The organism is Paenibacillus nuruki (assembly GCF_963311185.1).
GTDB lineage: Bacteria > Bacillota > Bacilli > Paenibacillales > Paenibacillaceae > Saccharibacillus > Saccharibacillus nuruki.
Genome location: NZ_OY725677.1, coordinates 1820280 through 1840276, shown reverse-complemented (window position 1 = coordinate 1840276; position 19997 = coordinate 1820280). Strand labels below are relative to the sequence as shown.

The 19997-nt window shown below is 37.3% G+C and carries 11 protein-coding genes; 9 read left to right on the top strand and 2 right to left on the bottom strand.

Annotation, left to right across the window (positions count from 1 at the left end; translation table 11 throughout):
- The first annotated feature begins 39 nt into the window (after positions 1–39).
- Positions 40–1578 carry an acetate--CoA ligase gene (locus RCP16_RS08030; protein WP_308642467.1) on the top strand — a complete coding sequence of 513 codons (1539 nt, stop codon included), beginning with the start codon at positions 40–42 and terminating at the stop codon, positions 1576–1578.
- Between the two features lie 327 nt (positions 1579–1905).
- On the opposite strand, the gene RCP16_RS08025 is transcribed toward RCP16_RS08030, so the two are convergent.
- Positions 1906–2736, bottom strand: coding sequence for a helix-turn-helix transcriptional regulator (locus RCP16_RS08025; RefSeq protein ID WP_308642113.1), 831 nt, complete (start codon positions 2734–2736; stop codon positions 1906–1908).
- A gap of 138 nt (positions 2737–2874) precedes the next feature.
- On the opposite strand from RCP16_RS08025, the gene RCP16_RS08020 reads away from it, so the two are divergent.
- The 4 genes from RCP16_RS08020 (at position 2875) to RCP16_RS08005 (ending at position 8564) form a co-directional block, all read left to right on the top strand.
- A complete protein-coding gene (locus RCP16_RS08020) occupies positions 2875–3615 on the top strand; it encodes an SDR family oxidoreductase (protein ID WP_308642112.1) in 741 nt (246 codons plus the stop codon).
- A 373-nt stretch (positions 3616–3988) separates the two neighbouring features.
- A complete protein-coding gene (locus RCP16_RS08015) occupies positions 3989–6271 on the top strand; it encodes a putative bifunctional diguanylate cyclase/phosphodiesterase (protein ID WP_308642111.1) in 2283 nt (760 codons plus the stop codon).
- A 209-nt stretch (positions 6272–6480) separates the two neighbouring features.
- On the top strand, positions 6481–7413 hold the full coding sequence (locus tag RCP16_RS08010) for a LysR family transcriptional regulator (protein ID WP_308642110.1): 933 nt from the start codon (positions 6481–6483) through the stop codon (positions 7411–7413).
- A 23-nt stretch (positions 7414–7436) separates the two neighbouring features.
- Entirely contained in the window at positions 7437–8564 is a 1128-nt protein-coding gene (locus RCP16_RS08005) for a 5-methyltetrahydropteroyltriglutamate--homocysteine S-methyltransferase (RefSeq protein ID WP_069327607.1), read from the top strand.
- Between the two features lie 127 nt (positions 8565–8691).
- Here RCP16_RS08005 and RCP16_RS08000 read toward each other — a convergent pair whose 3' ends face one another.
- Positions 8692–9423: a spermidine synthase gene (locus RCP16_RS08000; protein ID WP_308642109.1), complete on the bottom strand. Its 732-nt coding sequence runs from the start codon at positions 9421–9423 to the stop codon at positions 8692–8694.
- A 171-nt stretch (positions 9424–9594) separates the two neighbouring features.
- Between RCP16_RS08000 and RCP16_RS07995 the strand changes: the two genes are divergently transcribed.
- The 4 genes from RCP16_RS07995 to RCP16_RS07980 all read left to right on the top strand — a co-directional run bounded on the left by RCP16_RS07995 (position 9595) and on the right by RCP16_RS07980 (position 19981).
- Positions 9595–9834: a YkuS family protein gene (locus RCP16_RS07995; RefSeq protein ID WP_137224257.1), complete on the top strand. Its 240-nt coding sequence runs from the start codon at positions 9595–9597 to the stop codon at positions 9832–9834.
- A 433-nt stretch (positions 9835–10267) separates the two neighbouring features.
- Positions 10268–13531 carry an ACP S-malonyltransferase gene (fabD, locus tag RCP16_RS07990; RefSeq protein WP_308642108.1) on the top strand — a complete coding sequence of 1088 codons (3264 nt, stop codon included), beginning with the start codon at positions 10268–10270 and terminating at the stop codon, positions 13529–13531.
- A 34-nt stretch (positions 13532–13565) separates the two neighbouring features.
- On the top strand, positions 13566–14807 hold the full coding sequence (locus tag RCP16_RS07985; RefSeq protein WP_308642107.1) for an FAD-dependent oxidoreductase: 1242 nt from the start codon (positions 13566–13568) through the stop codon (positions 14805–14807).
- 20 nt (positions 14808–14827) lie between these two features.
- The gene (locus RCP16_RS07980) at positions 14828–19981 is read left to right on the top strand and encodes an SDR family NAD(P)-dependent oxidoreductase (protein ID WP_308642106.1); all 5154 of its coding nucleotides are present in this window, start codon (positions 14828–14830) and stop codon (positions 19979–19981) included.
- Positions 19982–19997: the final 16 nt, after the last annotated feature.

The following is a 19997-nucleotide window of genomic DNA, read 5'->3' as shown; positions in this document are numbered from 1 at the left end:
AAATGGATTGCACCCGAACAATATAACCTGACGTCAGAAATGGAACGTCATGATGCTAATAAGATTGCTTTGAAATGGTTAAATGAGCATGATGATTATGCTGAGATCACTTATGGTGATTTGTTGAAAAAGGCAAATCGTTTGGCAAATGGATTAGTTAAGTTAGGATTGGAAAAAGGAGATCGTGTATTGGTCATGGTACCAAGACAGATTATTGCTTATGTCATTTATCTGGCTTGTCTAAAAAGCGGATTAGTGATTATCCCTTCTTCAGAGATGCTACGCGCTAAAGACTTAGCGTATCGTCTGGATCATTCTCAAGCCAAAGCAGTGATTGCATGGTCTGATGTGATAAATGAAGTCGACAAAATTGAAGACGAGTTGCCTTCTTGGAAGCATCGTATTGCTGTATCTAATGAAGAGATTGCCTTGTCAGATCAATGGGTTGGACTGGATGAACTGATGACTGGACAATCTGAAGAATTTACAGCTATAGATACTCGCCGTGATGATATGGCGATTCTAGCGTATACTTCAGGCACAACAGGTAATCCTAAAGGCGTAGTGCATACTCATGGTTGGGCATATGCTCACCTTCGTATTACTTCACCATGGCTTGATATTCGTGATACCGATAGTGTATGGGCAACAGCGGCACCGGGCTGGCAGAAGTGGATCTGGAGTCCTTTCTTATCGGTTCTAGGTAATGGAGCGACTGGATTTGTCTATAATGGAACATTTCATCCCAAACGTTACTTGCACTTGCTTCATGATTACAATATCCAAGTGCTTTGCTGTACACCGACAGAGTATCGGATTATGGCCAAAATCGAAGGATTAGATGAACATAAATTGCCTAACTTGCGTAGTGCTGTTTCTGCGGGCGAACCGCTTAACCAAGAAGTCATTCATACCTTTAAGCGGCATTTCGATATCACGATTCGTGATGGTTATGGACAGACTGAAAGTACCTTGTTGATCGGGAACTTGATCGATACCGAAATTCGCTTAGGTTCTATGGGTAAATCGATGTCACCAGGATTAGTAGAAGTAGTAGATGAAGAAGGTGTACCTGTAAAAGCTGGACAAGTAGGAGATATCGCTGTACGAATGGATATGCCTGCATTGTTCCAGACGTATTACCTTAATCCAGAACGTAAACAGGTCAACGTTCATGGCGATTATTTTGTAACTGGCGATCGTGCTTGGAAAGACGAAGACGGATATTTCTGGTTTGAAGGTCGTGGCGACGATATTATTATCAGTTCCGGTTATACGATAGGGCCTTTTGAAGTAGAAGAAGCTTTGATGAAGCATACAGCAGTGAAAGAATGTGCAGCAGTCGCCAGTCCTGATGAAGTTCGTGGTCATGTAGTTAAAGCATTTATCGTGCTACAAGATGGAGTCGAAGAGACGAATGAATTAATCAAAGAGCTACAAACTCACGTTAAAGAGTGGACAGCCCCTTATAAATATCCACGTAAAATCGAATTTGTGAGCGATCTACCGAAAACCAGTTCTGGCAAAATTCGCAGAATTGAACTAAGAGAACAAGAAAAGAAGAATAATAGCGTGTAATTGCTAGAAAATAGAATAATTAAATGATAAACCACTGAAAATAGCTCATATTTAGCTATTTTCAGTGGTTTTTTTGTTTTTGTTAGAAAAAGGGAGCAATTCTAATAGATAAGCATTTTTTTCGATCACCAACGATATGCCAACAACTATAAATATAATTTCAACATATGAAAAATTCACAATAATAAAATCAAAATTACTCGCATCATACGCAAAATCAAGAAAAATTCGACGCTCAACCAGAAAAAATGAATAACACATCTCTATAATAGATACAACTACAAAATAATACGGCTATTACTGAATAAAAGTAGTGTTTAACTACTTCTAATTCAGTAATAGCGCTAATTTTTGAGCTGTATCGTATTCGGGCAACGCTATATTTACTAAAATTTGTACATCTGGAACATCTATAGATTGAAATGAAATATGTTCAAATGCTAATTCTTTAACTACAGGATGATGTATCAGTTTACGTCCTTCAGGAGCATCCAAAACCTCATGCAATTCCCATAATTGTTGAAATTCTATACTGTGCTGTTGAAGATCAAGAATAAAATCAGCATACCAATTATCTTCGATAAAACGGGCATAGTGTGCACGAAGCTGAGCGACAAGGCGAAGAGCATGATCTTTCCACTGAGATCCTTTTAAAGCCAAAAATGCAGGAGACATAAAAGTTTGCCATAATAAATTACGTTCTCGTGTATTGAAATGATCATAATCGCCATACACAACTGAGAAGGCTCTATTCCAGGCTACGATATTTAACTTCGCATCTATAGCACAAGCAGGAGCATGACCTAATTGATCTAGAAAACGTTGCAACGTATCACTCACTTGCAAAGGAGGGCGTTCTGTCTCCGGTGGTAATTGACGATGAGCTAACAAAAAGAGATGCTTACGTTCAGAATCATCTAATTGAAGAACACGAGCAATACTTTCTAAGACTTGATTAGAAACTTGAATATCTCTTCCTTGCTCAAGATAGGTATACCAATCGATACTTACTCCAGCCAGCATAGCCACTTCAGCACGACGTAACCCGGGGGTACGTCTACGTCCATTTTCAGGTAATCCTACATGTGCAGGTAATATCCGAGCACGACGATTTTTGAGAAAAGCTCCTAATTCCAATTGACGATCTAATTCTAGCATAGTAATCTCCTATAAATTATTTTGTACATATATTCAATATGAATAGACTGGGATAAAAAATCCTAGTATAAATGCTCATCTATTTAACAGAGTTCTCCTATTATACACTAGGTTCAAGAATGAGGGAGGATGATAAAAATGAATATGATTTCAAAAAAAGTTGTACTGATTACAGGAGCTAGTAGTGGCATTGGAGAAGCCACTGCACGGGTATTATCTGAAGCAGGAGCTTATGTAGTATTAGGAGCACGACGTACAGATCGCTTAGAACATGTCGTCGAAGAAATCAGAGCAGCAGGAGGACAGGCAGAGTATTATACTCTTGATGTAACACAATTAGAGCAGATGAAAGCATTCGTCGATTTTGCCAAGCAAAAATTTGGAAAAGTTGATGTATTCATCAATAATGCTGGTGTCATGCCCTTGTCTCCATTAAATAGTTATAAAGTAGAAGAATGGAATCGAATGATTGACGTCAACATTCGTGGAGTATTACATGGAATTGCAGCCGGTTTACCGGTTATGGAGCAACAAAAATCAGGTCATTTTATAAATATAGCTTCTATAGGGGCTTACGAAGTGAGTCCAACCGCCTCAGTATATTGTGCGACTAAATTTGCAGTACGTGCAATAACAGAAGGATTGCGTCAAGAATCAAGGGGAGATATTCAAGTGACACTAATTTCTCCAGGGGTTACTGAATCTGAATTGGCTGATAGTATATCGGATGAACAAGCTCGTATAACGATGATCGAATATCGCCGTATCTCCATACCAGCTCATGCTATTGCTAACGCTATTTTGTATGCAATACAGCAACCAAAAGAAGTAGATGTTAATGAGATTATAGTAAGACCAACAGGCACACATTCATCATAAATCAGTGCACCATATTATTTTCAAATAGGATCAAAGCTACCTTTAAATTAGAGGTAGTTTTTTTCTTTGGATACCCATAAACAAGTGAATAATGTAATACATATGAATACTTTTATGGTATAAAAAGGATTAAAAGATATAAATATGATCGAAGTATGTCGAAAATTGCCTCTAACCCTAATCTTTTTGTCTATATTGTTCGATATTTAAGATATAACGTTATAGTAACGTTAGGTTGGAGGATACGATTATGTTTATTTTTTTGATCAGTTTAGTGAGTTTGTTTTTACCCTTTTTATTTCTTACGACTTTAGCGATAAATGTAATTTTGAGAAACCCTAAACATTCTCTGCATCGCCTAACGATGCTGGTTATGTTTACATTGGGATTAATTTTTTTAAGTGATTTTTTAATGCATACTTTAGAGTTTCAATATGGACAAATGATTTTTTCATTTTTAGGCTATAATCTATCTTTTTTAGCAATGACTTTACTGATTTACTTTTTTGCTAATTTGAGTCGTTTGCTTATTCCTAAATACATTGTTCATTTGCTAGCTTGTATTCCACTTATAGGTATTCCTTTACTAAATGGATATCCTTACTTATTTAATATTTCTATTACACAAAGTGAATACTGGCGCGTCGAAGAACGTACGTTGTCATTTGATCTGATGTTTATCATTATTGCTCTTTATAGCTTGACTACTCTTATTACATTTGTAGTCCTTAGTTACCGCAAGATGAATGGATCACTATTGTATCAACGTGAGAAACGTATGATGGCAACGATCATTCGAGGAAGTATTGTGGCAGCCATATGGTTAGTGGTTACTTTTGTGTATACTTCTTTCTGTGGCGAGATCAGTTTTTTTCCTATCGCAAGTTTGCCCGCATACGCAGGGATGATTCTCGCTATTACCCTTCATATTGCAATGCACAAATATAACTTTCTGGCAGCAGCTGAACGCCGGTATAAGCTTTTATTTACATTATCGAGTAGCGGTATTGCTTTGATGAATCGAGATGGTATCGCAGTCGAAGCTAATCCTGCATTTCGCTTATTAACAGCGGTATCTGAATCTCAAGGTGAAATTGATATTTTGGCAATGATCCAGCATGAAGATAAAGATAATTATCGAGATCGTTTAAAAAAAGCATTTGAAAATCGTACGATATTACAGAATTCTCAAGTCCAGATCCGCAATTTGACGGGAATGTCTTACATTGTCGAAGTGAATAATGACTTTTTGGAGATTGATGGTGAACTGTATTGTTATCTATTAGTACGTGATATTACAGCTCAACAGCTAAATGAAGCTCAACTAATCGAACTAGCTTACAATGATCCACTTACAGGACTAGCTAATCGCTTTCAATTTAACCGTAAATTATGGATGGCTGTAGATAATATCAATCAGCAGAGTAATAAAGTGGTTGTTATGCAAATTGATCTGGATCATTTCAAATGGATCAATGATACGATGGGACATTCAGCTGGAGATATTTTGTTAAGACATGTGGCTCAGTTGTTACAACAATATGTTCCTCCTCATGCTGTTGTCGCTCGTATGGGTGGAGATGAATTTTCGATTATGATAGAACTGGCTCCTGATGAAGGTGAAGAGATCGCTATTGGGATAGCCAATCAGATTCTTCATGCTTTTGAAGAGCAAGTGGTCATTGTAGGAAAATATTATAGAGTTTCTTGTAGTATCGGGATATGTATTTCTCCGGATGATGGCGAAGATTCAGAAACATTACTACGTCATGCAGACACAGCTATGTATGTCGCCAAACGCTCAGGTCGAAATCAATATCACTTATTTACCAAACAATTGAAACGATTAGCTGAAAAACATTTATTGCTACAACAAGGATTGGAAAATGCTCTTCATCGTGGAGAATTTTCGCTTGTATATCAACCTCAAGTGAATAGCCATACTCAACAAGTATTTGGCGTAGAAGCTTTATTGCGGTGGAGTTCACCTGATCTAGGGATTGTGTCACCAGTAGATTTTATTCCGATAGCCGAACAGAATGGAGCGATCCGGCAAATTGGAGAATGGGTGATGAAAGAAGCTGCTCAGCAAGCGGCATTATGGATCAAAGAAGGACATACTGATCTGCAAATGTCGGTCAATGTATCAGCTAGTCAACTAAGTGATCCTAACTTTGCCAAAAAAGTAGAATGTATTCTCAAAGAAACCGGGTTGCCGGCTCATCTACTATGTCTCGAATTTACAGAAAGCGAAGCCATTCGTGAAGAAGATCAAATTCTAAAAGTATGTAAATCGCTTGTCGATATGGGCATTGCTTTAGCTGTTGATGATTTCGGGACAGGATATTCCTCAATGAGAACTATTACACGCTTTCCTTTTCAATTTATCAAAATCGATCGTTCATTGATCCATGATATTGGTACCAATCCACGTAATGTTGCTGTTGTCCGTTCAGTCATAGAATTGGCTCAACAGTTAAATATGAATGTGATAGCAGAAGGAGCAGAAGTTGAAGAGCAAGTGGAGCTGTTATCTCAATTAGGATGTTTTCAAATTCAAGGCTACTATTATGGTAAGCCGATGAAAGCAAAAGATATCGAACGAAAGCTATATCGTGATCTAGAAGAAAATACTCGGATTGATCAGGCGTTATAAATTACATCAGAATAAAATAGATAAGCAGTTCTTCGATCATTAAAAAGAACTGCTTTTTGTTTTGTCATACAGTGGATCAATAGAGAAATAACAAAAGCTTTTGATTTTTTACAGTTGAACATATATGCTACGATTAGATGTAAATACAGGATCAGACTAGAAGTACTCTATCATAAATATTGAAAAAGGATGGAAAAGGAGGAATACGGTTGACATTGCAGCAGCTCCGGTATGCTATCGAAATCGCTAACTGCGGTTCAATGAATGAAGCAGCCAAACGTCTTTTTATCTCTCAACCGAGCCTTTCCAATGCGATTAAAGAACTTGAAAATGAGTTAGGTATTATTATCTTTGATCGTACCAATCGAGGAATAAGTATCTCTATCGATGGAATGGAATTTCTGGGTTATGCACGTCAGATTATAGAACAGACTGAATTAATCGAGAATCGCTATCATGGTAAAAATCGCACACAAATTCATTTCTCTGTATCTACACAACATTATGCTTTTGTTGTAGACGCTTTTGTTAAACTCATGAAGCAAAGTGATGTCAGCGAATATAGCTTTCATTTAAGAGAAACACAGACATATCCGATTATTGAGGATGTTCGTTCTCTGCGAAGTGATATTGGAATTTTGTATATCAATGAACGTAATTTCAAAGTGATGAATAAACTATTTAGTGACGGAAATCTCAAATTTACTCCGTTGTTTAATACAAGTCCTCATATTCTGATTCGCAGTACACATCCCTTGGCACAGAAAGAAATCGTGAAAATGGATGACTTGTTAGGTTTTCCATATATTACGTTTGAACAAGGGGTTAACAATTCATTACACTTTTCAGAAGAAATGCTTAGTATTCGGAGCAATGAGAAAAGTATTAAAGTGAGCGATCGAGCTACATTATCTAATCTATTAATGGGCACAGATGGGTATACTGTAGGAACAGGTATTTTAGTATCCGAACTTAATGGAAATCAGTTAATCTCTGTTCCTGTCGAAACCAATGAAACGGTAACGATTGGTTGGATTGCTCATAAAGATCGACAACCTAGTGATATTACCGCTCAATATATCGAACTACTGAATGATATGATCTCTCAGAACTTACTTGATCTGAATCAATTCTTATTATGATTACACTTATACAGGAGGATTCTATGCTCAATCCAGTCATCGGCACCAAACGAAATAAGCCTCCTTTTCGCTATGATATCGTTGGAAGCTTTCTTAGACCGGACGATCTGAAAGACGCTCGTCTGCAATATGAACAAGGCGAAATTACAGCTGATCAATTAGCAGTGATTGAATATGAAGAAATTGCTCAATTAGTAGAAAAGCAAAAAGCGTTAGGACTACAAGTGATTACAGATGGAGAGTTTCATCGTTCGTGGTGGCATCTAGATTTCTTTCTGGGTATTCAAGGCACTCAGAAAATTTATCTCAATCAAGGCACAGGTGGACAAGATAGCAAAACACGCACAGAAAGTTTTCAAATTGTAGATAAAATTTCTTTTGCTAATCATCCGATGTTAGCTCATTTTCATGAACTACAACAGTTGTCTGGAGATCGTATAGCCAAAATGACGATTCCTTCACCAGCGCTATTTCATTTTGTAGAACACTATAACGGTAATGATGTCTATTCGGATCAAGAAGAACTGTTTACAGACATTATTGCGGTCTATCAACAAGCAATTCAAGCATTCTATGATGCCGGTTGTCGCTATTTACAACTAGATGATACCACATGGGGAACGCTATGCAGTGGTAGACATCGTGTTCATTTGCGTAGTCGTGGACTTGATCCTGATCAATTAGCTGAAGATTATGTACGGTTAATTAATGAAAGTATAGCTCATCGTCCAGAAGATATGACGATTGCGCTACATGTGTGTCGGGGTAATCTTCGTTCCACATGGTTTGCCGCAGGCGGGTATGAGCCGATTGCTGAGACTTTATTTGCACATGCACAAGTCGATGCTTTTTTTCTAGAATATGATAATGAACGTTCTGGTGGATTTGAGCCGCTACGATTTGTTAAAGATCAGTTTGTTGTTCTAGGGTTAGTTACTACCAAACATGGTGGACTTGAAAGCAAAGAAATGCTCAAAGCTAGAATCGCTGAAGCCGCACAAGTGGTAGATCTGAATCAACTTTGTCTAAGCACGCAGTGTGGATTCGCTTCGACTGAAGAAGGCAATATGTTAACCGAAGAAGAACAGTGGGATAAGATTCGTCTGGTGATCGAGACAGCGAATGAAGTATGGACTCAGAACGGTTCATAATATGCTTTATACAATACCCCTGTTCCTTTTACAAATCACATTCATATACTCTGTGTAAAAACCAGAAACATAAAAGGGACTTGCTCGTCTGTACCATAGCAAGTCCTTTTTGTGTTTCGATATCCTTTTATTCATCTTCAATAATATAGCCCTGTCCTAGTGATTTACTCTCAAAACCAGCCATATGACGACCCTGATATCGTATAGGCTGATAACCAGCGATCATAATCATATTTTGCATATCAGATGTTCCTTCAGTAGGTAGAGCGAAACATTCTAGATGTGGATAGACCTCATACAACGTCGTTGAGATCGCATTGATAAGCCGATCATGATTCGCTTTACCGATCAGGTTGATCATCAAGTACCCTTTATCATGTAACTTGGTAGCAGTCATTTGAAAAAATGATAAAGAGATCAAATGTTGCGGAGTACCTTCTGTCGTAAAAGCGTCTAAAATAATATAGTCATACTGATGATCGTTCTCTGACGAAAGCAATGCTCTGCCATCTCCGATGCGTACATTATTTATCGCATAATTGAAATAAGTCTGGCTCAGTTCTACTACCAAAGGATCAATCTCAGCAATCCGAAAGGTCTTGTCTGGATAGTGACTCGCAATCGTTCCTATTCCATGACCAATCACAAACACATCTTGAAACTCTGAATTGTTAAGCTCCATGAGATGAATCATAGCACGTGGATATTCAAAAAGGATACGCTCTGGATGATGCAGATCGATTGCCCCTTGTATATCTTCATTCGCAAATTGAAGAATCCGAAACCATCCTTTTTCATGATAAAATTCGTTTGTTTCATATACAGAGAGTTGCGCTTCATTTTGAAATAATACCTTCACTATCCTAAACTCCTTACTATATTAAGTTATCCGCACTATAGCCGAAAATGGATAAATACAATTCACATTAGTATACCAAATTGCACAATATGGTTCATTATACATATAGTTGGTGAATCATAGAATAGAGCATCACGAAATATAAAAATATACTTTTGGAGGGTAACTATCATGGCTAAAATTGCTGTAGAAAAACCATTTGACGATATTAAAGAAGTATTAGAAGGTAAAGGACATCAAGTTGATCTAGTCAACAGCGATCAAGAATTAAAAGGATACGATGTAGGTGTTGTTCGTGTTCAAAATGATGGTGACACTGGATTGTATGATTTCCCAATCGTGAGCGTAGAAGGTGCATCTATTGAAGAAGTTGTTGCACAAGTAGAACGTTATATCGAACTTTCAAAATAATCAACGTATACCGAACTGATCCTTGTTTCAAGGGTCAGTTTTTTTGTTGAATATTGACACGCACAATCGTTTGCATTATATTGTTAACGGATATACAAAAATTATTATTATTTCATAATATTCAAATAAATGGATATAAAATACGTCTTTTTGTTTACTATTCATCAAGTTTACATCAAATGTTAAATCGCTTTAAGTTACTTATTTTACACAAAAAGGTATTTACTTAACAGGCAAATTATTTTATCTTTAGTTATACCCAATCTTTTGATAATATCTAATCGTTGTTTCGGCACGTTACATAAAATCAAAGGAAAATATGTAAAAAATTTCGTAGTGTACATAACAGTAGACGACCTGGGAGAGCTATGCCTTCGAGGCCATTTTTGTCTCAAAATGAAGCAAATTATCCAACATAGACGGGAGGTATCCGATGAATAAAAAAAATATATTTATGTTTTCCGGTCAAGGTTCTCAATATTATCAAATGGCCAAAAAATTATTTGATCAAGATCTTCAGTATCGTCAGATTATGCTTGATTTGGACAAAATAGTGATAGAAATGATTGATATTTCTATTGTACATACGATTTACAATAATGAATTTCGCAATAGCCAGCAATTCACACGTACTTTGCTGTCGCATCCTGCTATTTTCATGGTGGAATATGCATTAGCACAAGTATTAATTACACGTGGAATACGACCGGATTATGTCTTAGGAAGTAGTCTTGGTGAATTTGCAGCGGCTACGATTGCAGGTGTGTTAGATGCTTCAACTGCTCTTAGATGCGTGATCCAGCAAGCCAAATGTTTTGAACAGTATTGTGCGACGGGGTCTATGTTAACTGTGTTATCACCTATTTCTATCTATGATCAACTACCAGACATAGAATATTGTACACTGGTGTCCGTCAGCTATGACGGGCATTTTGTTATTTCTGGATCTGTAGATAGATTAGTAATCATTCAGAAATATCTTGCTCAACAATCTATCGCTTGCCAGTTACTACCTGTATCATTTGCTTTTCATTCACCTGCTATTGATCCAGCAGAGCAACCGTATTTAGAATTTTTAAGAACTATATCATTTCAAAAACCCACCATCCCTTACTTGTCATGTTTGCAAGGAGGTTTAGTTACAGCTATCCAACCAGACCATTTTTGGCAAGTAGCAAGGCAACCTATTTTATTCCAACAAACGATTCAATATATAGAATCCTCTGCTCCACATATGTATATCGATAATAGCCCTGGAGGAACATTATCAACTCTAGTCAAACGCAATCTAAATACTCATTCTTTATCATCCACAACGGTCATTCTTGGTCCTGCTTTGGATGAGAACGTGAATATAGAACGTCTATTCAATCAATCGAATAGGGTTCATCATTCCACACCTTATTCATCTGTACCGTCTCAATCACAAGGAGGAGAACAGCTTATGAGAGCCTATGTATTTCCAGGACAGGGATCACAATATAAAGGTATGGGTAAAGAATATTTTGCTGAATTTCCAGAGTTAATAGCTCAAGCTAATGAAATCCTTGGCTATTCGATGGAAGAACTTTGTCTAAAGGATACTCAAAATCAAATCGGACATACTTCTTTTACTCAACCAGCACTATACGTAGTCAATGCACTTATGTATTACACCATGATAAAAGAAAACAAGACTCCTGATTACGTAGCTGGACATAGTCTAGGTGAATTCAATGCATTATTAGCAGCAGGCGTGTTTGATTTTGCAACCGGTCTAAAAATCGTCCAATATCGGGGCGCACTTATGGGAGAAGCAAACGGTGGGGCAATGGCAGCGGTTGTTGGTCTTGATCAGGCTAGCATAGAACGAATTTTAAAAGAAAACCGACTTAGCACTATCGATATAGCTAATCTTAATACACCTTCACAAATTGTGATCTCCGGGCCTAAAGATGATCTTGTACAAGCACAATCTATATTTGAACAACAGGGAGCTACAAATTATGTAATGCTTAAAGTCAGTGCAGCTTTTCACTCTAGGTATATGGCAAACGTGCAACAAAAATTTGCTGATTATCTAAAGCAATTTCATTTTAATATGCCTGCTATCCCTGTCATTTCAAATGTATATGCATGTCCTTATGAATCCAATAATCTACATGAGTGTATGATTCAACAAATCACCTCATCCGTACAGTGGACAGATAGTATACGTTACTTAATGGGAAAAGGAGTGCAAGAAATTATCCAAGTAGGGCCTGGAAAAGCAGTTACTAATATGGTGGCAGCCATTCAGCGGGAGGCTAGCCCATTGATTATAGAAGAAGCCATTGTAGAGCCATCGCAACAAGAAGTGCCTACATCAACAGCACACCGTTATGATGCTTCTACACTAGGTTGTCATGAATTTAAAAAAGAATATAATCTCAAATTGGCTTATATAGCTGGTGGAATGTACGGCGGAATTGCATCTGTACGTATGGTGAGTACATTAGCCTCTTTTGGTTGCCTTGCTTTTTTAGGCACTGGAGGACTAACGATGGAACGAATTGAAGCTGATATTGTTGCCGTCCAGCAAACACTTCGGCATGGAGAGTCGTACGGAGTGAATTTTTTACATAATCAAGTTCAACCAGACATGGAACAACAATTGGTCGAACTTTTATTAAAGCATCAAGTAAATATCATAGAAGCCAAAGGGTTTTTAACGATGACAACAGCGCTTGTATACTATCGGGTGTCTGGTGTATCGCTTAATCCTAATGGTGAAATAAACACCTCTCATCGCATCATCGCTAAATGCTCACGTCCAGAGATAGCGACTTTATTTATGAGTCCACCACCTCAACATATATTAGATCAATTGGTGCAAAGTCGACACATTACAGCGGAACAAGCAAATTGGGCTAAAAAAATCCCAATGGCAGATGATATTTGTGCAGAGGCAGATTCAGGTGGTTATACGGATAGTGCAGTTATGATGGCTTTATTACCTTCACTCCTTAGTTTGAGAACCACAATCATGAAACAATACTCATATCCTCGAAAAATAAGAATAGGCGCTGCTGGAGGGATTGGTACACCAGAAGCGGCGGCAGCAGTATTCGTTATGGGAGCCGATTTTATTTTGACAGGTTCTATTAATCAATGCACTGTCGAAGCGGGAACCAGTACAACAGTAAAAGAATTACTTCAACACATTAATGTACAAGATACAGAATATGCACCTGCTGGAGATATGTTTGAATTAGGAGCGAAAGTACAGGTACTAAAAAAGGGGTTATATTTTCCAGCACGTGCCAATAAATTATATGAATTATATCGTCAGTATAATGCAATTGAAGATATTGATGAGAAGACCAAAGCAAGATTACAAGAACAATATTTCAAAAAAAGTTTTTCAGATATCTATGATGATGTAAAAGAAACGCATAGTACGCAAGAAATTGAACGTGCTGAACGTAGCCCCAAAGCAAAAATGGCTTTGCTGTTTAAGTGGTATTTTACCTACTCTACAGAGTTGGCATTACATGGAGATCAGGAATCCAAAGTAGATTATCAAGTATACTGCGGACCTGCATTAGGTGCATTTAATCAGTGGGTACAAGGCACTTTACTTGAACACTGGCAACAAAGACATGTAGACCAGATAGCAGATAAGTTAATGAACGAAACTGCCGATTTACTAAATCATCGCCTGCTTCATAACCAGTAGATACAAATAACCCTAAGGTGAAGGAGTCAAATGAATGCATATAAATACAGATGTATTGATTGTCGGTGGTGGAATTGCAGGTGTAGCATTAGCTCTAGCTATGGGCAAAAAAGGTCATGATGTTACTTTAGTAGAGCGTTTAAAACAATTTAAGCCTATACCGAAAGGTGATTTTTTACAGCCGGTTACGATAGAACTTTTAAAAGGGCTAGATGTACTTCCTGAAATTCGTAAGCATTGTGCACTGGTAACTAAAGTTCATTATGGAACAGTAGGTGGGAAACGCTGTTTTACTGGAGATTACAGCACAATGGATATCCCTATTCAATATGCTTTAAATGGAGATCATCATAAAATTCATGAAGGTATATTTAATGCTGCGGTTGCTCTTCCTAATGTTCATTTCTACGCTGGAGTCAATGCTCAGCAGCTATTATACGATAATGGAAAAGTGATAGGGCTAGAAGCAACGACTGATGGAGAATCTATGATCATTCATAGCAAAGTCGTAGTAGGTTCAGACGGTATTAAGTCTAAGATTAGGGAACAATTAGGAATTAAGCATCATCTATATCCGTATGAAGAGAAAAAAGCTAAAATGTTTGCTTTTACTTTTCATATGGAAGAAGAGCCACCAGCAGAAGCCAGTTTCTTTTTTGGAAGCGGGGTAAGCTGTGGTGTATTTCCTTTGCCTGGTAAACGTACTCGTGTCTATCTCGCACTTCGTAAAGAGCTATGGCAGAGTATCAAAGACGACGGGATTGATTCTTTGCGTCAATTGCTTGTATCTCTTTGTCCACATCTTCAGCAAGAGTTAACACAGATCACCGATTTCAAACAAGTTCAGTCTATACCTGCATTTTATCTGGAGACAGATAAGTGGGCTGTAGACGGTGCAGTTCTTTTGGGTGATGCTTGTCATGCATTGAGCCCAGCGCTAGGACAAGGCATGAATCTGGCGATTCAAGGTGCGATGGAGCTTAGTCAAACGTTAACAGAAGCATTGTCTACTGAAAATTATTCTGAATCGATGTTACGTTCTTACGAAAAGAAAAGACGTAAATATGTAAAGTTAATTCAGCAAAATAGCACAGCACATACTTTCTGTTGGTTTGTTAAAAATAGTTCTTTTATCAAATTACGTAATGCTGCTTTTCGTCGTATGGGTCATTGTCCGAATCTTCTCGAAGCCCAAATGCTAACCACATCAGGCTATAGTGATAAATCACCATCATTTTCATATTTGCTTCGTTTTGCAGGTATTATGAAACCTTAATTCCACGGAGGTGAAGAGTAATGGACTCGAAAAAAACAGATATCGCTATTGTAGGAATATCTTGTCGTTTTCCAGATGCGAACGGATATGATGAATTTTGGGACAATCTTGAAGCAGGTGTTAATTCTATTCAAGAAATTCCTGCGGATCGTTGGAATATTCAAGACTATTACTCTGCCGATGTGCTCAAAGCAGGCAAAACCAATAGTAAATGGTGTGGAGCGATAGATCATGTATACGATTTTGATCATCGATTCTTTAATATTTCGCCACGTGAAGTAAACAACATGGACCCTCAGCAACGATTGTTGTTAGAGGAGACCTGGCATTGTATTGAGGATTCTGGTATTTCATTATCACATTTGCAACAACAAATCACTTCTGTCTACGCAGGTATCATGTCAGCTGATTATTTACAAGAAATAAGCAGTTTGAATCATGAGAATATAGATAGCTATGCCTGCTTAGGTACATATGAAAGTTTATTAACTAATCGAATCTCATACATTTTAAATCTAAAAGGAATGAGTATGCCGATTAACGCCGCTTGTGCTTCATCTCTAGTGGCTGTCCATGAAGCTAGACGCGCATTGATTGATCATGATTGTGATTATGCTATTGCCTCGGCCGTTAATCTAAATTTACATCCGATGAAATATGTTTCCTTTGCTCAGTCTAGAATGCTTAGTCCAGATGGACAGTGCAAAACATTTGATCAACAAGCGAATGGTTATGTACCTGGTGATGGGGTGGCTGTACTGTTATTACAGCGACTTGATCAAGCGATAGAAGATGGGAACCATATTTATGGAGTGATCCGAGGGTCCGCTGTAAATCATGTAGGTAAAAGTGTTTCTTTGACTGCTCCCAAAATGGAAGCTCAACAAAAAGTTATTCAAGCTGCCTATCAATCTGCTGGTGTGAAAGCATCGACTATAAATTATATAGAAGCTCATGGTACAGGTACATCATTAGGTGATCCTATCGAAATCGAAGCGTTAACTCAAGCTTTTCGGACAGATACTTTAAATAACGGATTTTGCCAGATCGGTTCTGTCAAAACCAATATTGGGCATTTGGAAAGTGCAGCTGGAATGGCAGGAATAATTAAAGTCTTAATGATGATGAAGCACAAAAAGATACCGCCATCTCTAAATATCCAAACCCTTAATCCTATTATTGATTTTGAATCAACTCCATTTCAAGTCACTACAAAATGTAGTGTATGGGAATCTATAGATTCAGAGCAACCTTTACGAGCAGGAATAAGTTCTTTTGGATTTGGTGGTGTTAATTCTCATGTCTTGTTAGAAGAGTATCGTTCAGTTGTTAGTGAAAGTGATGCTGTTGTAGAATCTTCACTCAGTACACCACCCGCTCCATTTATTGTATTATCTTCCAAAACTATTCCAAGTCTTAAGCAATTGATTGAGAACTGGAAAAGTTGGATTCAGAATATAGATGAACATGAATATTCGTTGAACGATATTTGTCGAACTCTTTTGCAAGGTAGAGAATCTTTTTCTTATCGAGTAGGTAGTATTGTCTCATCTATCAACGACATCAAAAAATGGTTGGAAATCGCTGCTTCTCATATTGTCAAAGCTGAAATGCCTAATTGGAGCTTAGATACCAGATTCTCATCTTGGAAAGGGTATGCTGATATCACATCAAGTGCTATAAATAATCATTTATACAAACAAAAACAAGCAGAACTGCTAAATATTCTTCAACAATTAACAGAAGATTCCCAAAAAATCGAAGGATATTATCAGGATATTTGGCTTGAAGAGAATAGCGAATTATATACATTTATAAGCGGGTATAGTTATGTTTATACATTGATCGAATTAACTACAACTCCGGAATGGGTTACCGTATTTGGCAAAGGCACATGGGTTGGACTAGCCATTAGTGAGGTTTTACCGATCACAACGATTATCAAGCTATTGCTTAATCGACAAAATAAAGAAGAGATTGTTTTTAAGCGCCCCTCTGTTCCTTTATATATAGGAAATGGTCAGTCTATTATGCCTTTGATAGGGGATGCTCAATACGTTCAATATCTATCCAAGCAACTATCAGAGCTTGCACAAGATCAACATATACTACTTGTTCAACAAGAACATATAACAAAAGCTAAAATATTATATGCTCATCAGTATACGTTTAAATCATTGCTAGATGAATGGAATAAGGTCACACAGGAAAAATATAACATCGATATTGTGAAATGTATTATTCAAGACGAACAAATAAAGTCTGATTATCCTATCACTCATATCAACATGATGCTATTGTTAATCATTGTGCATTCTTTACGCAAACTGAAACAAAAATGGAATTTGTCTGAGCCTTATACTTTTGATCATCAAGCATGGCAAGAATTAATAGATTTATTAGACGATGAGATTATTAGCAAACAAGATGCTTTGGAAATTATTCTTTATTCTAATCAGAACGATGAACAGATAGCCTATTCATTGTCCAAACAACTAAATAATATAAATAAGCAAAATAATTATTCTATACTATATACGCATAATCGCACTTTGAACGAAATAGATCATCCTTCCGATTGGTTAGCCTATCTAGTCGGTGCAAAGTATGATTCATCTACATTAGTGGAAGATCTGATTGCACAGAGCATGATAACTAACAAAGAATCTTTAATTAGCTTAGATGGCGATTATGAAGAGCAATTATTACAATTATGGCTGAATGGTGTAGATATTCGATGGGATGTAGTGTATGACAATCAATCTTATACTAAAGTCAGTTTACCTTTATATGCATTTCAGCGTAGCACATTTCGACTGAAATCTAATCTACCCACAGCTCAAAAGTCTAGGCTAAAAGACATTGCAGCACATCCGATGTTACAACAAAATAGATCTACAGCAGACCAAATTTCTTTTCAATCTACATTTACAGGAGAAGAGTTTTTTTTATTGCATCATCATGTGCAAGGGATTGCTGTTCTACCGGGTGTAGCTTATTTGGAAATGGCTGTTGCGGCGCTTCAAAAAGCAAGCGGGATGTTAGCGAAAGTGCATACTGGCTTTGTATTGCGTCATGTGACATGGAATCAACCTATCTATATTACAGATAAACCTATTGATGTACATGTTCATCTACATTCTGAGAAACAAGAACAACTACGTTATGAAATTGCTATGCGACATCATGATTCGAGCCTTCCTATATGCGGTCACGGGATGGTTACTATGAAGAATCATTCTGTATCTAATGAATTAAATATATATCCTGAAGAACTCAAACGATTGTGTACAGAACAACAATGGGATGCTACAACCTGCTATAAAAAGCTGAATCAATGGGGGCTTAATTATGGCGACAGTCATCAAGGTATCGATTATTTATGGATCGATCAGAAGCAAGCAGTAGCTCGGATCAAGCTTCCAACTCGGATAGAAAATACGTTATCAGACTATATACTGCATCCCACTATGCTTGACTCAGCATTCCAAGCCGCTATTCTATTTACAATGTCTCAAGAGGGTACGAATTTGAAAGGAAAACCTCAGTTACCTTTTGCTTTGGAAGAGTTAGAGTATATTCAAGCTTGTACACCTACGATGTGGGCACGTATTTGTTGGAGCGAAGGAACAACTGCTCAAGATAAAGTGCAGAAGTTAGATATTAATCTCTATAATGATTCCGGGCAACTATGTATACGTATTTCAAAATATACAGCTAGAACTTTAGAAGGACAATTATTAGAACCCACTGTTGTACCTGTATGGACTGAATTACCTGAACATTTAACTATGTTTGCATCTATCTGGGATACTTTCTCAACAGATAAGATAGTAGCTTTGGATACTTCTATAATCAATTTACAGAAAATACTGGTTATTGGAAGTTCCGATATACAGTGGAATGCTATTTCTTCTTCTTATCCGAATGCTATACGGTGGCAATGGGACACAGATCAGACGATTGATTCTATCTATCAATCTATACTTCTGCATGATCAGTTAGATCATATAGTATGGATAGCTTCTGATCCCCCATTAGACACCACTCATAGTGAAGCTATCATATATGGACAAGAACAAGGCGTTATTCGACTGTTTCGACTGATCAAAAGTTTACTTCAACACCATTATGATCGTCATAGTTTGGAATGGACTATAGTCACTATGAATACGCAATATGTATCTCCTTCTGAAGAGGTCAAACCTATTCAAAGTAGTATTAGCGGCTTCATCGGTTCGCTGGCTAAAGAAATCAAAAATTGGCGCTTTCGTGTGGTTGATCTTGAGCAAACAAAAACGATAGATTGGCAATTTCTTTTTTCTTTGCCTACAAATCCTGATGGTAATATAATCAGCTATCGCAGATTGCAGTGGCACGAACAGCAACTCATTCCTGTACAGTATAAAGCTATTCAACAAACTGCTTATCGTAAAAATGGCGTCTATATAGTGATTGGTGGTGCGGGCGGGATTGGCGAAGTATGGAGTGAGTATATGATACGTGAGTATCAGGCGAAGATTATTTGGATAGGTAGACGTCGTATCAATCAACAGATTGAAGCAAGCTTGCGTCATTTATCACAGTATGGAACGGCGCCTGAATATATAAGTGCAGATGCAGCCAATCCCGATGAGTTGGAACGTGTCTATCAAGAAATAATAGAGCGTTATCCTCAGATTAACGGTGTTATTCATGCGGCGATTGCTTTATTAGATAATACAGTAATTCAGATGGATGAAGAACGATTTCGAGGAGCATTAACTGCCAAAGTTAATGTATGCGCTAGTATAGAACATGTATTTCAAAAGGTATCGCTTGATTTTGTATTGTTTTTTTCTTCAATCAACGCATTTGCCAAACCAGCAGGACAAAGTAATTACGCAGCAGGATGTACATTTAAAGACTCATTTGCTCAATATTTATCGAGTCATTGGACTTGTTCTGTAAAAGTTATGAATTGGGGATATTGGGGAAACGTAGGTACAGTAGCATCAAGAAATTATCGTGAACGTATGCTCAAGCAGGGTATTGGTTCTATTGAACCTCAAGAAGCTATGCAAGCGTTAGAATGGTTACTTGTCTCTCCATTTCAACAAATAGGATTGGTCAAACAAATAGATGAACGTAATGTGTATCATCTTAATGAACACGAATTAATGATTATACAATGATAAGAAAAGGGAGATT